Here is a 15,620-nt window from a genome sequence, read left to right on the forward strand (position 1 = left end):
CGTCCACCTCGATGCGGACGTCCAGGTCGAAGACACCGTCCTCAAGCTGGGTGTCGGCAAGGACCGGAAGAATGGCAGTGCTCATATCAATCTCCTCGGTGTGGTTGTCGGAGCGGTAAGCCGTGCGAGGGGAGGCTAGCCACGGCGGCCTGAGCGGCGCTCGAGCCGACTGGCCGGGCGCTGGCTTTGTTCACGACTTCGAGCAGCACTTGTTCACAGCTCCGGGAGGCGCCTGGCGACCCCGAGAGCCGATGTTCACGAAGACGGGAGGCACCCGCCCGCGGTCGGCAACGGCGCGACGGCCACAGCCGCCTCCGCGCGTAGCCAGCGCTTTTGCCCGGACCGCCGTGGCGCCGTCGACGGCAACCTGCCGGCCACCACCGCGGTGCTGTCCGTTCTCGTGAACGTCGGACGCAGGCGGGCGCCTCCCGAACTGCTGTCGAAACGCTGCCCCGCGACGTGAGCAGAGCCAGCCGGGGAACGACGGTTCGTCTGTGCTCACGTCGGCTCCTGCGGGGCGCCGTACAGGCCCGCGCAGCACTCGCAGGCCCGCAGGTCGCCGACCGGGAAGCGGAGCGACGCCGCCGTCCCCTCGCACCAGAGGCACGACTCACCAGCGCTTTGCCGGTTGGGACATCACTCCCGCCTCCCCGGGGACGATCGGCCGATACGATCACTTCTGGTGTCGCATCTGTCGATGGATCCCAGGGGGCAGCAGTGGCCGAATTGGTCCGGCAGCAGCAACTGGACGTCGAGGTCGACCACTACGGCTTCGCCCTGCAGGACGCAGACGACACTCACGTGCCCCTGCAGTACCCAGAAGGACGGGAAGCCGGCGGTGCGTTCCTGACGGCTCATGAAGGGCGCCTGGACATCGAGAGCGCCGGTCACACGCACACGGCCGCTCTGGCTGCCGAGGTGTGGGACGCTGAGGCGCCAGCCGCCGGTGATCGCGGGGACTGGGAGGAACAGGAGGAAGCCCTGCTGCACTGCCCGTCGGGCGAGCTGGCCGTGTGGGGAGTTACTGCTGGGCCCAGGGACACCTATCTGCACCTGTCCGACACGGAAGGGATGTGGCAGGTGCGGGTGCATTGCGAGGGCCGTCAGGAAGTGCGGCGTCTGGCACAAGAGGGGGTGCCGGAGGGCATCGAGCGCTACCTGGTGCAGTTCTGGCCCGCCACTGGCTGAGGCGGCCGGGACCCGGGCCGGGTCCCGGCCTGACGGCCTGCTAAGAAGTGATCTTGATGAGGAAGCCGTCGTCCATGCCGTCGATGATGCGGTTCTTCTTGTAGAACTGTGCAAGCAGGATGCCGGCGTCCTGGTTCTGCTGGCTGATCACAGGCATGACGGAGAAATTGTTCTCCTCCGCGTGAGGGGCGAACTCGGCCTGAGCACAGCCCTCGTAGGTGCTCTGGAAGGGGAACTCGTCGCAGTCCTTGGTGCCGTGGTCGGTGTAGTTGGCGCCGAAGTAACGCCGGCAGCTGCTCACAGCGCGCGCGTGGTTGGTCTTGCGGCGTCTGTCGTCCAGGTATAGCCGGTGCAGCGGGTTGGACGGTGTCTGTCCGGCGATCTTCTTGTTGCGGTTCGGCGGCTTCGTCGCACTCGGCGTGGTGTAAGCCTTCTTGATGTGCGCAGCCACGCCTCGTTCGGGCGCGGTGGAGTTGGTGCTGTATACGACAGTGGCCACGTAGCTGAAGGACGCTGCGCCCTTGTTGGCTGGGTTGCCGCCGCCGGTGGGGTTGCCGAGATACTTCCCGGCGTCCCAACGGGGGGCGATCATGGCGGGCTTGCCCACTGCGGGGCTGTTGCCGACCCAGCCGGGCGGCAGTGTGGTGGTGACGACCGGCTGGTAGACGCCGGAAACGAAACCCCCCGGTCATGCACGATGGCGAATCCTTTCGCCACCTGGTCGCCATCGCCCCTATCGAACAAGTGATCAACAATGCGGTCGACACACCGGGACTGGCGAGATCACACCGTCACACTGGCCGAGACACAGTGCTGAGACCGGGGACGGTTCGGATCAACAACCACCTGGCTGTGACGGCGATCGGCCACGGCCGGACAAGCGTCACGGTCCGTGACCAAACTTCCCGGCGTGCCACTTGAACTGGCCGTCAGCGGGACCGACAACTGGCCGTACCCGGGGAAAGGATCTGGCCGCTGACACCTCGTGCCCCCGCCCGTGGGGCCGATTGGCCCTATGCCTCGGGAGGTGATCGATGCGTTCTGGGTCGTAGTACGAGAAGCCCTGGCGACCGCGCTGGCCGACGCACGGTCTGCATGACACGCCAAGAGCGTGCCGTGTGGACGGGATGCGGCAACAGAGGGTTGACGCCGACGACCCCGCTCACCCGGGGTGCTGCCCGCCCTGCCCGTCGTGCAAGGAGGGGGCGTAGGAGATCCCGACGATCAAGCCGTCCGCCGTGAGAAGTCTGGCCACCGTCTGGCCCCACGGCTCGGTGCGGGCTTGGTGTACCAGCTCGAAGCCCGCGCGCTGAAGCTCGGCACCGGCGGCTGTGACGGCTTCCGCGTTCGCCACCTCGAACTCGATCGATGCCTGCGGGACCACCCGGTCGGCGGGCCGCTGTGCCGTGCCGAAGCATGCCTCGGCTGCCTGCGAGAGCGGCCACAGGCCGAAGTGCTTGCTGCCGGGGACGTTCCCGCTGGAGTAGTAACCGTTGCCTTCCCCCTCCAAGGGCAGACCGAGAGCCTCGATGAACAGCTTCCGGCTCAGCGGCGGGTCGGCGACGACCACCGCCACGCTCGTGATGAAGAGAATGTCCATGCCGGTGGTGGCACTCCCTGCTGCGACTGGACTGCAAGGGCCGGAAATTCGGCCGCGTCACCGCCGCCTCCAGCGGCCGGATCCCGCTCAACCTATCCGCCTGCACCCCAAGGACCGAGACCCCGCGCCAACACCGCCCTTGAGTCACCCGACCGCGCTGGCTCTAGTGAATCCGCAGCCGACCCGGAGCCAGGGGCGCGGAAGCCGCCTTCACGTCCCGCGCGGTTTCCCTCTGCGCACCCGGCGCACAGGCACCACGCGGCTGCACCGCTGGGAGTCAAGTCCAGCCGGGCGGGCGGTCCCGCGGACTGCACAGGGCCCGTGGGCTGCACATGCGCCGGGGACTGGGGCCGGCCGGTCCGCCCGCCCGTCTCGTCATCTTGCTGCCTTCGCGGAGGCTGGCCGGTCACGGCGCGCCGGCACCGCACCACCGGCTCCCCGAACAGCTCATAGACACTCACCTCGCAAGGCCACGCACGGCGACGCACTCCGTCGGGGCGGCGCCGGCAACCTTGAGGTCGAGATGGCCCAGGGGCACTTCGCCCTGATCGATGCCGAGACACTGCGCCCGGATCTGACCGGACTGCCCGACCTGGTCACCCTCGCCTACCTCGGACAGGTGGATGTCTCGGACAATTCGTCTCCGGCCAGCCCGTCGCCCGATCGTTGGCCGCTGGCACCCGCGGAACCCGGCGGGCAGTCACCGGCCGCTTGCCCTTTCACACCCCAGTTACCTTGAGCTGGCCCCAAACATGAGGGCGAGTCCAGCCGCAACGGCGCCGACCTGCCCGGCGCTGCCACCCTCGCCGGGCTGCGGCTCGGCCCGGCGGCGGTCTCCCTGCGACAACTCGGCATCGACCTCGTCCGCTCGGTGGAGCAGCGGTGTGCCGAGGGAGGTGCCGTAGCGTCCCTCACCGCCCGGGGCAGCGCGAAGAGTACCCAGTCACCCGAATGGGATGACTCCTTAATTTCACGCGCACGGTGTTCACGCGCGTGAGGTCGCTGGCCAGAAGCGGGCAGGCCTCAAGCCCCGGCGCGTCTACCTCCTCGGCGTCACCGCCCATCCGCGCGGGGCACGCTCGTGCGATGGAACCGACGAGCCGGTTTCACCCCGGTGGAGGGCGGCGGTCAGCGAGAGCAGCAGAGCGAGCGCGGCGAGTACAGAGGCACCCAGGAACGCAGCGGTGAGGTTGGGCTGGTGTCCCGAGGCGGTACCGGTGGCGAGAGCGACCAGGGCGGCCAGGCCGACGGCGCCGCCCATCTGGCGCGCGGTGTTGACCAGGCCGCTGACCAGGCCCGCCTCGCCGGGTGCGGACCCAGCGACGGCCAGCGAGGTGATATAGACGAACGCGGTGCCGATTCCGGCGCCGATCAGCAAGAACGAGCCGAGCAGGCCGTCGAGGAAGTGGGCGTGGGGATCGGCTCGGGCCAGCCACGCCAGCCCCGCCACGAGCCATGCGAGTGCGGTGGCCAGGGCGATGCGGATGCCGAGCGCGGCGGCGATGCGGGGTGCCAGCAGCCCGCCGGCGGTGACGGTCAGGGCGATCGGCAGCTGGGTGAGGCTGGTCGTCATGGGCGTCATGCCGAGCACGTTCTGCTGGTACTGGGGCAGGAAGTAGAACACCCCGGCCGCTGCCGCGCCGAGCATCGACATGATCGCGTTGGCGATGGCCAGGCGGGGACGGGTGAGCACGGGCAGTGGCACCAGTGGCCGTGCGACTCGGCGCTCCAGTGCGACGAAGGCGGCCAGCGCGGCGATGCCCGAGGCGAGCGCGGTGAGCGTGACAGCGGCGGTCCACCCCGCATCGGAACCCTCGACCACTCCCAGGGCGAGTCCCGCCATCGCCAGCGTGACGGTGACCGCGCCGGCGATGTCGAAGGTACCCCCGGCAGCGGGGAATGGGCGCACTGCTGCCAGCACCGCCGCGCCGACGGCCAGTGCCACCGGGACGTTGATGACGAAGATCCATGGCCAGCCGAGCGTCTGGCTGAGGATTCCTCCCAGGAGCACCCCGGCGATGCCTCCCGCGCCCGACACTCCACCCCAGACTCCCAGGGCGCGGGACCGGGCGGGACCGTCGGGGAACAGCGTCATCACGATCGACAGTGCGGCCGGTGCCATGACGGCCCCGCCGGCCCCCTGCGCGATCCGCGCGCCGACCAGGACCGGCCCGTTGGGAGCGAGGGCACAGACCGCCGAAGCCGCCGCGAACGCAGCCAGGCCGCCGAGGAGCACCGCCCGGCGGCCGAACACGTCGGCGAGGCGTCCGCCCAGGAGCAGCAGACCTGCGAAGGCGACCAGGTACCCGTCGACCACCCAGGACAGCTGCGCCGGGGTGAGATCCAAGCCTCGCCGGATCGAGGGCAGTGCCACGTTCACGATCGAGGAGTCCAGGATGACCATGAACTGCGCGGTCGCCAGGCCGGCCAGCGCCAGGCCGCGGCAGGTGGTCCGGCGAGCGGGCGAGGTGTCTGCGGCGGCTTGTGAGGCGTGTGATGTGGGCACTGGCATGTTCCATTCCTTTGCGGATGTCATGGATGGCGGGGGCGGGCGCCCGGTGCGCGAGGGGCATAGGTGGGCGGGCCGATCCACGGCCCGCCCTCTTCATCTCTCGCCTCGCGGGTCAGGCGAGCGGTGGGGACGCGGCGGAGGTGCACAGTGTCGGTGCACCCTGCCGCGGCGGTGATCAGCAGCCGACGGACGGTTCGGGGTCGGCGTCGACGGTCGGTTGTGCGGTCACTCGCCGGGGATCCAGGAGCCGTGGAGTCCGGCGCTCACCCGGTGGGGCAGGTGGACGGTGGCGATCCGGTCGAGGCCGGATGCATCGACGATCAGCAGTTGCGAGGCGTCCTGCTTGAGGTCGGAGACGACGGTGAGGAGGTAGCCGTCGTCCTCGCGGGTGGCTCCGGCAGCAGGGACGAAGACAGCTTCGCTGGGCATGCGGGCGTCGCCGGCCTGGTGGATTCGGCGGGCGCCGGTGGTGCGGTCGTACTTGACGATGCCGTAACCGCCGAAGCCCTCCTCGTCGGGGAAGGAGATGGCGTACTGGTAGCGGTTCTCGGCGCCCAGGTAGTTCTCGTTGAGGGTGGGAAACTCCACTGGCAGGTCGTCGATGATCTGCTCGTCGACGCTACCGTCGGTCAGGTCGATGACCCAGCGGCGGGTGTAGGAGCGGGCGACGGGCTCGGTGCCGCGTCCGGGCGCGCCGATCCACCAGTTCCAGGAGAGCCGGAAGCCCTCGCGGTCGACGGTGGGGCCTTCCAGGACGATGCGGCCCTGGCCGTCCTCGTAGGCGTTGGAGACGTGCAGCATGTTGCCCGGTTCGATGGAGAACCAGCGCACGCTGTGGGTGCCGTCCTGTCCGCGGGGCATGACACCGATGCGGGCGGGCTGCCGGTCGCTCCAGCCGTAGGGGATGCCGGAGTGGTCGGCTGGGTCGAAGGTGACGTTTCCTTCGACGAAGACCACGTGGTGGCGGGTGATGGCGAAGTCGTGCTTGAGGGAGGCGCTCGCCCCGGGGATTTCGGCGCTGTGGACGATCTCGCCCTTGGCGTCGGCGACGTAGTACACCAGGCGGGGCGGGAACGGCGAGGATCCGAAGAAGTGCAGCTCTCCGGTGACCGGGTCCTCCTTGGGGTGCGCGGTCATCGCGGTGCGCAGCTTGCCGTTGAAGTCGAAGGCGCCGACGGTGTCCAGGTCCCGGGTCAGCTCGAAGGGGAGGTTGGCCTCGCACAGCGCGAGCAGGCGGCCGGCGTGTTCGATGACATGGGTGCCGGCAGTGCTGGCCGTCAGGTCGGGGCCCGTCTCGGTCATGTACGGGGCGCCGTCGAGGGCGGGGGTGCGCACCCAGCGGTTGCGGTACCACTCGGCGCGGCCCTCGCGCAGCCGGATGCCGTGGACCATGCCGCTGCCCTTGAACCAGTGGGTGGGAGTGATGGCGGGCTTGGGATTGTGGCCGTTGCGGAGCAGGGCGCCGGTCAGCTCGGGGGGCACGTTCCCTTCGACGGTGAGTTCGGTGGCGGTGATCTCGTCGGCGACGGGGGTGTAGTGGCCGGTCAGGTACGGCTTGTCAGCGGTCATGGCAGCAATCTCTTTCAGAAGGTGTGATGGGTATCGGGGAATCCGCATGGATCGGGTGTGGGTGTGCTGGTTCGACAGGCGCTGCCGGACGGGCGCCACCAGGCGAGGCGGGTGGAGCGGATGCGGTGGCACCGGTATGCGCTTCCGGCTGCCGGTCAGTTGGTGGGCGGCGTCCAGTCGGCGGGCAGGCCGGACTGGGCGAGCACGGCGCTGAGGCTGTAGTGGTCGTGGTCGGAGACGATCTGGCAGCGGGCGTTCAGGTCGAGGAGCGTGGTCATCGGGACGGCGAAGGGGTTGGGCGCGTCCTTCAGGTGGCCGGAGTAGACGGCGTCGACGGTGATGCGGTCGCCATCGCGGTGGGCTGCCTGCACGGTGACGTGGACGTTGTCGATGAGGTCGTCGGCGCGGGCCTTCCAGCCGGCGATCTCCGGGCGGCCATGGAAGGTCACGCCCACGGCCTGGTCGGTGTAGGTGCCGTCGGCGGTGAAAAGGGCGCCGAGCGCCTGGGGATCGGTGCCGTTCCAGGCACGGGCCCAGTCGGTGACGACCTTCGGCAGGCGCTGTTCGGCGTCCTGCGCGGCGAAGGCGGAGGTGCCTAGCGCCGCGTAGACGGTCGCGGCACTGATCAGCACGGTCATGACACGGGGCGAACTCGGATTCATGGTGACTCACATTCGGTTGATGATGTGTCAGGTGATGGATCGACGGACAAGGGTTCCCGCACAGCTACGGGCCGTTGCGGGGTACCGGCGTGGCCGGGACGGCCTGATGCGGTCCGGAAGCCGGCGGCCGGCGTCCCGGGACGGTGCGCGTCGGGGAGCCAGCGCGACTTCGATGGTGGTCACGCCAGCGTCCAGCGCTTCCTGGTCCGTGGCCGGGGCGAGCTCGGCCGGGGTGATGGCGGCGGCCGCGGCATGGAGGACGGGGCGGCGATCAGCACGCTGGAGGAGGCGGCCGGTCCTGCTGCCAGCGAGGTGGCCGCGAACAGGGCGAGACCGGCGATCAGCATCCGGCGAGGTCGGCCGCCCGCCCGCCAGGAGGGGTGCCCCGAACGCCAGTCCGTGGGCGTTGACCACCCAGGGGGCTGCGCTGTCCGACAGGCCCGGCCCGGCGCGGATGCGCAGCGCCATGTTCACGATCGAAGTGGCGAGATTGGTGATGAATTGAGCTGCGGCGAGCGTCGCGAGCACCGCTCCCGGCCGGTGGGCTCGGCCTGCTGCCTGGTCAGTCTGCTGTCTGCGTCGTTCATGGCAGACAGACTCGTGTCAGGCGGTGTCCACTTTCCAGGCCCGCCAGGCCCCGGGGACTGTCCACTGCTGTCCACATCTGTCCACCGCCTGGCCACGCAGTCTGGCCGGAGGGTGCCTCCGCGGTGACTACCGGGGGTCGTGCAGCTCCTGCTGCCACAGGGTTTCGCAGAGCAGGTCCAGGCCCTGGCGCAGGTGGCGGCGGTAGGTGCCATACGGGAGGCCCAGGCGGCGGGCGGCGGCCTCCTGGGTGGGCGCGCCGGAGAAGTAGCCCGCCGTCAGGGCCTCGCGGGCGCGCACGCCGCGCGGGACGCGGGCGAGGTCGTCCACGCTGTGGCGCAGAAGGGCGCGCAGCCCCTCGGTGGGGTCGTCGAGGTCGGCCGCCAGCCGGGTGCGGGTCAGGGCGCAGGCGGCGAAGGCGGCCGGGTCGCGCCAGTACGACAGAGCCTCGCGCACGGCCTGGTCGAACGAGGCGCGCGAAAAGCCGGAGGGCCCGGACGGGGGTGGCACCTCGGTGGACGCGATGAAGTGGCGCAGCCAGGTCTCGACGGGCACTTGGCGCCAATCGACGCAGAACACCCCGTAGGTGTGCTCGCCGACCCGCGGCCGCGCACCGGTGTCGGCGAGGCTGCCCTTGACCCGCGCCGCCCAGGCCTCGGCGTCCCGCCAGACGGCGAAGCCGTAGGCCCGTCCGCGGGCACGGGCGGACTCCGCCTGGGCACGGGAACTGCTCAGGTCGATGACGCGCGAGGGGACTTGGTACCGCTCGGGGTAGATCGTGAAGCGGCTGATGCCGATGTGCTCGCCCGGGCTGACCGGCGCGGCGGCGTCGGTGTGCGCCCAGGCGGCCGCCACGACGGGGTCGGTGGCCAGATCCTCGGGGTCGGGCGGGGCGGGCAGGGCGAGCCGGGCGGTGAACGCGACGATCCGGCCGGTGCTCACCAGGCGGTAGACGCTGAAGGCCTGCGGCTGGCGCTGCGCCCAGTAGCGGACCAGCTCCGCGGACTCGGGGCCCTCGGTCTCCTCGGCCATGCGCAGCACCACGTCGAGGTCGTCCGGGTGCAGGGGGCGGTCGTGCACCTCGTCCTCGCGGGACCAGGTGCGCAGCCGCGCCACGATCTGCCCGTCCCGGAAGAGGTAGAACAGTTCATCGGTGACGGTCCAGACCCGCTCCTCGGGTGCCTCGCGCAGCAGGCGCAGGTACTCCTCCGCCAGCTGCCGGCGCATCGACACGAAGGCGTTGGGGGCTCGCCAGCGCAGGTCGGCGGCGAGCGTCTCGCGGGCGGCGTCGTGCGGGTGAAGCCCCCGGTGGGTGGACTCCATGAAGGGCAGGTCCCTCAGCCAGGCGAAGAGCAGGTGGGCGTCCTCCTCGGGCAGGACCGCTGTCAGCAGTTCCTCGGAGGTCGAATAGGCCTGGGCCGCCACCTCCAGGGCGCGGCGGTGCGCTGCCGACGGCACCTCACCGATCAGTCCCACCAGCAGGGTGCGCAGCACGTCGGCCGACGGCGCCCAGGTCTCGTCGTAACTCCAGCCGGTCGCGCCTGTCGCCGCGGCGAGGGACAGCGCCAGCGGGTTGCCGCCGGCGAAGCGGAGCACCAGCTCCCGCAGTTCGGGCCGGACCTGTGCCGTGGCCAGCAGACCGCGGGCCTGCTCCTCGGAGAACGGTTCCAGTTCGGTCACGTGCAGCAGGCCGGCCCAGGCGGGGTCGGCGGTCCACTGCGGCTGCGGCGCGAGCCGGCCGCCGAGGACGACCAGGGCATCGTCCGCGGCGCCGGGCAGGAAGTGGTGCCACAGCCAGCTCTCCAGCCACTGGCAGTGCTCGAAAGAGTCCAGGAACAGGACCGTGCCGGGGACCTCCAGAAAGGGACCGGCCGCGCGCTCGAAGTCGGCCGGGTCCCGGCCGACGAAACGGCCGTCGAGCTCGACGAGCAGCCGGCCCGCCGCGCGGGCATGGTCCGCCATGCGCCGCAGCAGCGTCGATTTCCCGATTCCGCCCGGCCCGAACAGGTAGAACGCGAACGGTGCCTGCGGATCTCCGGCCAAAGCCTGCGCGAAGCGCCCGAGTTCCTCATCCCGTCCGATGAAGGCCTGTACGCGCGCAGTGCTCAGTCTCTCTCCCACGGACACCATGGCGGCTCCCGCTTTCCCTGTTGTGTCTGCAACGGATTCCGCCCCCGGAGCTGCCACCGCGTCAGGGATGCCAGGAAGGGGGTCGGGTATGTCAGTGACTCGATCACTTGACGAGTCCTCGGTCGCCGTCCACGGGGTGACCGGTGATCAGGAGGGTGGTTTCCTCGGCGCGTCGAAGCGACCGCCGGGGCGAACCGGGTGAAGGGCACGTGCTGGACCGCCCGGTCGGGGCGGGGCGAGGAGTCCGAGTCAGCCCTGGCCGGTGACCCCTTGGCGGACAGGCGTGAGGCGCGTCTTGCGGTGGTCCGTCCGCCGCCTCTTACGCCGTCCCGCTGCAACTGACCGGGACTACGCCACGCACTCGTTCAGATAGACGGCTTTCAGCCTCTCGAGGTTCGCACGGCCCCCATGAGGACCTCCAGAAGGCAGCACGTGCCGAAGGTCCCGTCCGTGTCACTTCACGAGACCCAGGTTCCCGTCGTCGGGATGGCCGGTGACCAGGAGGGTGGTCTCTTCGACGCGCTGGAAGCGACCGTCGGGCGCGAACCGAGCGAAGAGGTAGACCTCGGTGCGGGAGGTGCGGCCGTTGTGCTGAGTCACGGTGACGGTGTGGCGGTCGGCGTAGCGCAGCCCGTCGAGGAGTTCGTCGTGGACCTCTATGTGTCCGCTGCGGACCAGGGAGCGGAGACGTGTCATGTGCTGTGCGAAGGAGGTCCGGTCACTCCACACGCCATCCGTGCGCTGGCGATAGTCGGGGGTGAAGTGCCGGTCGAGGGCTTCGTCGAGGTCGAGGGCCGGTTTGAAGAGCAGGTCTGTGATGGCGCGGGTGATGTCCGTCGGTGTCATCGCTGTTTTCTCCTGAAGAGGATGGCGGCGCCGACCGGTGGGGCTGCTGCGGACGGGAAAGGTGCCGCCCGCCCCGCCGGAGGTCAGTGAAGTTCGGGCGTCCTTCGGGCGGGGGTGAATTCCACGCAGAGGGAGGCGGGGCCGCGGGTGTACAGGCCGGTCTCCCGGTAGCCGAAGCCGGGCGTGTAGCGGACCTGGTCGAGCAGGGAGCGGAGCATCGCGGCGACGCTCTCGATCTCGGCGCGGGCGAAGGCTGCGCCGACGCACTGGTGGAGTCCGGTGCCGAAGGCCAGGTGTTGGGCGGCGGCGGTGAAGGAGCGGGCGGTGCCCAGGTCCGGGCGGTGGATGTCGAAGGTGTCCGGGCTGGTGAAGGCGTCGGGGTCGCGGTTGGCTGCACCGATCATGCAGAAGACGGTGGCACCTGCCGGGACGGTGCTGCCGGCGAACACGGCGTCCCGCTCCGCCCGGCGGGGGACGAGCTGGACGGGCGGGGTGTAGCGCAGGGTCTCGGCGATCGCGGCGGGCAGCAGGGTCGGATCCTGGCGGACCTGGGCCAGCTGCTCGGGGTGGTCGATGAGGTGCTTGAAGAGGAGGGCGAGGGTCTTGTCGGCGGGCTCGGTGGCGGCGGCCAGGACGTTGATGATCAGTGCGGTGACCTCGCGGTCGCACATGGCGATGCCATCGAACTCGGCGGTGCACAGCCTCGATATCAGGTCCTCGCCGGGGTGACGGCGGCGCTCTTGTATGACGGGAACGAGGTAGGCCTCGAGTTGCTCGGCGCAGTCCATACAGTGCCGCCGGCGTTCGGGGGTGAGGGCGATGCTGGTGATGAACTCGGCGACCCCGCTGTGCCAGGCGGCGACCTGCTGCCAGTCCTTCTTGTCCAGGCCGAGGACGTCGAGCGTCACGCGGACGGCCAGGGGTTTGCCGAAGTCGTTGACGAGGTCTAGCCGTCCCCGGGGAAGAAGGGGTGCGATGAGCTCGGCGGCGTTGGCGTGGATGGCGCGTATCTGGTCTTGGAGGGCCTGCCCGGTGAACGCGCGCACGACGATCTTCCGCTTGGCGGTGTGCTCGGCGCCGGTCATCTGGGCGAGGACCCGACCACGCATCACTGGCTCGGCACGTACCTGAAGCGTTTGGGTGGTGAACTTCTGATCGTCGGTCAGGACCCGCTTCACGTCCTGGTAGCGGGAGAGGAAGTAAGCGTCGATCGCCGGCTCGTAGTGCACCGGTGTCTGGTCCCTCAGCCACGCGAAGTGGGGGTAGGGGGCGGAGGCGAAGTCCTCGGACAGGATGCTGAAGCCGGAGTTGACCATGGGCATGGCTGAGGATCTCCCGAAGGGGGCGGTAGCAGCAACAGACAGGGGCGGAACAGCGAGGGGCGGGTTCAGCCGGGGGATCGCTGTCCGCGATCCAGGAGCTGTGGATGCCGCCGCTGACCGGCGCGCGAGGGCCTGCCGACCTCCGTGGTGCCGCGCCGACGGCCGGGGCGCTGGGTGAGGATCGCGGGCGGGAGGGCGGTCAGCGGGAGCGCGCGCCGGCCCAGCAGGCCCGCCGCTCGGCCGCCTGCCCCCGGCCGGTGCCGCGGCCCCGGACTCTCGTCATCCCGCGAAGCTTCAACATTCGTTTCCATCAGTGGTTAACCACTCAATCATGAGGGGGGAAGGTGAGTGTCGACCACTCGCTTGGCGGGGCAGGTACCTCGCCGAGACCCTGCTCACTCGTGCGTGATGCCCGCCGACAGCGTCCGCATCCAGGGCCCGTCCGCTTCGTCCGCGCCCATCGACACGATCAGGTGGCACAGCATGCCGGCGGCGAAGAATTGCTGGATCTGGCCCTCACTGCCGCCGCAGGCGCCTCGCACGTACTCCACGAGCCGCGCGTAGCCCCGGCGGACCACCTCGCGCACGGCAGGCTCGGAGACGGCTGCGGCCTGGGCGTGCAACTGGATCAGCATCAGGTCGTTGTCGCTGATCAGTTGGGCGTACGCGTCACCCATGGCCTTCAGCACCACCTCGGGCGAGCTGCCCGTGGCCTCGGCAGCAGCGCTCTCCAGACTGGCTCGCACCTGGACGAAGCAGTGCTCGACCACGGCCGCGAACAGCGACTCCTTGCTGGGGAAGAGCCGGTAGACGTACGCCTGGGAGATGCCGGCCGCCCTGGCCACCTCGGTCGTGGTGGTGCCCCAGTAGCCCCGGGCGGCGAAGGCGCCGATGGCGGTCCGGAGCACCGTCTCGCGGCGCTCCTCGGCGGTGGACAGCTGACGGGTTCGCCCCCTGCTCATGTGAGTCCTCAATCACTCACACTTTTCCGGGGTCAATGCCACACCCATGGCGAGATCCTCCTGATCCCGTGCACTCACCGCACGACAGGATGGCCGGGGCGATCTGGCTGTTCGCCCAGCAGAGCCACGCGGCGCGCCCTCGGTCCAGGCGCCCATGAAGAGTAGGACTCGGCCATGCTTGACGCAAACCATTCGCGTTAGAGTGGGTGCCATGGCTATCCGAAACGCAGTACGCCCCGGCGGCCGCAGCGCGCGCGTCCAGCAGTCTGTGCACCAGGCCGTGCGGGAACTGGAGGCCGAGGTCGGCCGGGCCGGGCTGACCGTGCCCCTGATCGCCGCCCGCGCAGGAGTCACTCCCTCGACGGTCTACCGGCGCTGGGGCGATCTGCAGGCGCTGCTGTCCGATGTGGCGGTGCAGCGGCTGCGCCCGGAGGCACCCCCAGCCGACCACGGCAGTCTTCGGGCGGACCTTCAGGCATGGGCGGAGCAGTTCCTGGAGGAGATGTCCTCGCCGGTGGGTGTGCTTTACATCCACGACGCGCTGGCCGGCGACCCGGCGGACGGCGGTGCCGTCCGCTGCTCCGACTACGCGGTCGAGCAGTTGAAGGCCATCGGGGTGCGCGCGGCCGGGCGCGGCGAGGCGGTGCCGGACGTAGAGAGACTGCTGGACCGAGTGGTGGCGCCGGTGATGTATCGCATCCTCTTCCGCCCCGACGGCCTGTCGGTGGAGTACGTCCACCGCCTGGTGGCGGCAGCGCTCGAACCGTCCTGAGCGTCCGGACGCGCGGCCGTCCGTCCTGCCGACGCGACGCCGGCCGCGACACGCCGACGACGTTCACCGACGGCGGCTGCCCCGGCCGCGCCCGCCGCCGACGTTCACCCATAAAAGCGAATCCGTTGCGTTAGTGGCTGCGTGACGGCTAGACTCCTTATCGCAAAGACGTTGCTTTAAGCTCCTTCGGAGACGTTCCGTGCCCGTCCTCACAGCCACCCAGTCCTGCCCCCGCACACTGCGGCGCCGCCAGGGGTCCTTCGCCCTCCAAGCCTCCATCCTGGTCGGTCTGCTGGCCGCCTCCAGCGCGCCGACGCCGCTCTACGCCCTCTATCAGGCCGAGTGGCACTTCTCGGCCCTCACGGTCACGGTCGTGTTCAGCGCCTACGCGCTCGCCCTGCTCGTGACACTGCTCGCCGTCGGCACCCTCTCCGACTACCTGGGCCGCCGCCCGGTGCTAGCCGGGGCACTGCTCGCCGAGGCCGCCGCCATGGCGGTCTTCGCCACCGCGCACGGAGTGGCCGAGCTCATCGCCGCCCGGATCGTCCAGGGCCTGGCCACCGGCGCGGCGTCCGGAGCAGCCGGGGCCGCGCTGCTCGACTTCGAGTACCCCGGCCGCCCGGGCCGGGCCGCGCTGGCCAACAGCGTCACCCCGGTGAGCGGCATGGCGGCCGGCGTGCTGGCCTCCACCGCTCTCGTCCAGTACGCCCCCGCACCGACGCACACCGTCTACCTCGTGCTGCTCGCACTGTTCACCGCCCAGGCCGCCGCCCTCGCCCTCACCCCGGAGACGGCGCACCCGCACCCGGGGGCGTGGCGCTCCCTGCGCCCCCGCATCGCCATCGCTCCCTCCGCCCGCCGGACGATGCTGCTCACCGCCCCCGGTGTGATCGCCGCCTGGGCCCTCGGCGGCTTCTACTCCTCACTCGGCCCCGGCCTGGCCCGCACGATCGACCCCCTCGCGCCCCGGGCCGTCGGCGGCCTGGTCTTCTTCGCCCTGAGCTCCGCCGCTGCCCTGGCGGTGGTCGCCGCCAGGACGCTGCCCGCGAGCACGGCGAACACCGGCGGTGCGGCGATGCTCATCCCCGGCGCCCTGCTGACCCTCAGCAGCCCCTACCAGCACAGCCTGGTCGCGCTGTTCGCCGGCACGGTGCTCTCCGGGGTGGGCTTCGGGGCGGTGACTACGGGCACGCTGCGCCAGCTGCTGTCCAGGGCGACAGCCGACGAGAGCGCCGGAACGCTCGCCGCCTACTACATGCTGAGCTACCTCGCCATGAGCATCCCGGCGATCCTCGCCGGAGTCCTGACGAACCGCTACGGCCTCACCACCGCCGTGTCCCTCTACGGCGCCACCGTCGTCCTCCTGGCCCTGACCGCCCTCGCCGTACCACCCCTGCCCCGGCGCCAGCCCGCCACCAACTGACCCCTCGCACAAACCTCGCCAACTGACCCCTCGCACAAACCCCGTACGC

At 70.5% G+C, this 15,620-nt stretch carries 13 protein-coding genes; 3 read left to right on the plus strand and 10 right to left on the minus strand.

From position 1 onward, the window contains the following. The first annotated feature begins 717 nt into the window (after window positions 1-717). Window positions 718-1,188 (plus strand): hypothetical protein, encoded by a 471-nt coding sequence (locus ACWC2T_RS37415; protein ID WP_450674791.1) that lies wholly within the window; start codon window positions 718-720, stop codon window positions 1,186-1,188. Between the two features lie 40 nt (window positions 1,189-1,228). Here the strand turns inward: ACWC2T_RS37415 and ACWC2T_RS37420 are convergent, their stop codons facing one another. The 10 genes from ACWC2T_RS37420 to ACWC2T_RS37465 all read right to left on the minus strand — a co-directional run bounded on the left by ACWC2T_RS37420 (window position 1,229) and on the right by ACWC2T_RS37465 (window position 13,376). Further along, window positions 1,229-1,780 carry a NucA/NucB deoxyribonuclease domain-containing protein gene (locus tag ACWC2T_RS37420; RefSeq protein ID WP_450674792.1) on the minus strand — a complete coding sequence of 184 codons (552 nt, stop codon included), beginning with the start codon at window positions 1,778-1,780 and terminating at the stop codon, window positions 1,229-1,231. A 570-nt stretch (window positions 1,781-2,350) separates the two neighbouring features. After that, window positions 2,351-2,788, minus strand: a complete 438-nt coding sequence (locus ACWC2T_RS37425) for a VOC family protein (RefSeq protein WP_450674793.1) — start codon at window positions 2,786-2,788, stop codon at window positions 2,351-2,353. Window positions 2,789-3,827: 1,039 nt separating this feature from the next. Beyond that, window positions 3,828-5,300, minus strand: coding sequence for an MFS transporter (locus ACWC2T_RS37430; RefSeq protein WP_450674794.1), 1,473 nt, complete (start codon window positions 5,298-5,300; stop codon window positions 3,828-3,830). A gap of 225 nt (window positions 5,301-5,525) precedes the next feature. Beyond that, window positions 5,526-6,869, minus strand: coding sequence for a carotenoid oxygenase family protein (locus ACWC2T_RS37435; RefSeq protein ID WP_450674795.1), 1,344 nt, complete (start codon window positions 6,867-6,869; stop codon window positions 5,526-5,528). 155 nt (window positions 6,870-7,024) lie between these two features. Beyond that, window positions 7,025-7,507 carry a nuclear transport factor 2 family protein gene (locus ACWC2T_RS37440; RefSeq protein ID WP_450674796.1) on the minus strand — a complete coding sequence of 161 codons (483 nt, stop codon included), beginning with the start codon at window positions 7,505-7,507 and terminating at the stop codon, window positions 7,025-7,027. 51 nt (window positions 7,508-7,558) lie between these two features. After that, window positions 7,559-8,059, minus strand: a complete 501-nt coding sequence (locus ACWC2T_RS37445; RefSeq protein ID WP_450674797.1) for a hypothetical protein — start codon at window positions 8,057-8,059, stop codon at window positions 7,559-7,561. A gap of 186 nt (window positions 8,060-8,245) precedes the next feature. Further along, window positions 8,246-10,246: an ATP-binding protein gene (locus tag ACWC2T_RS37450; protein WP_450674798.1), complete on the minus strand. Its 2,001-nt coding sequence runs from the start codon at window positions 10,244-10,246 to the stop codon at window positions 8,246-8,248. Between the two features lie 453 nt (window positions 10,247-10,699). Continuing rightward, on the minus strand, window positions 10,700-11,092 hold the full coding sequence (locus ACWC2T_RS37455; RefSeq protein ID WP_450674799.1) for a nuclear transport factor 2 family protein: 393 nt from the start codon (window positions 11,090-11,092) through the stop codon (window positions 10,700-10,702). Window positions 11,093-11,175: 83 nt separating this feature from the next. Then, on the minus strand, window positions 11,176-12,414 hold the full coding sequence (locus tag ACWC2T_RS37460; protein ID WP_450674800.1) for a cytochrome P450, cyclodipeptide synthase-associated: 1,239 nt from the start codon (window positions 12,412-12,414) through the stop codon (window positions 11,176-11,178). Window positions 12,415-12,809: 395 nt separating this feature from the next. Continuing rightward, entirely contained in the window at window positions 12,810-13,376 is a 567-nt protein-coding gene (locus tag ACWC2T_RS37465; protein WP_450674801.1) for a TetR/AcrR family transcriptional regulator, read from the minus strand. Window positions 13,377-13,587: 211 nt separating this feature from the next. Between ACWC2T_RS37465 and ACWC2T_RS37470 the strand changes: the two genes are divergently transcribed. Both ACWC2T_RS37470 and ACWC2T_RS37475 read left to right on the plus strand, forming a co-directional pair. After that, window positions 13,588-14,148 carry a TetR/AcrR family transcriptional regulator gene (locus tag ACWC2T_RS37470; RefSeq protein WP_450674802.1) on the plus strand — a complete coding sequence of 187 codons (561 nt, stop codon included), beginning with the start codon at window positions 13,588-13,590 and terminating at the stop codon, window positions 14,146-14,148. Window positions 14,149-14,347: 199 nt separating this feature from the next. Further along, window positions 14,348-15,571 (plus strand): MFS transporter, encoded by a 1,224-nt coding sequence (locus ACWC2T_RS37475; protein WP_450674803.1) that lies wholly within the window; start codon window positions 14,348-14,350, stop codon window positions 15,569-15,571. Window positions 15,572-15,620: the final 49 nt, after the last annotated feature.

Source organism: Streptomyces sp. NPDC001393 (genome assembly GCF_053597455.1).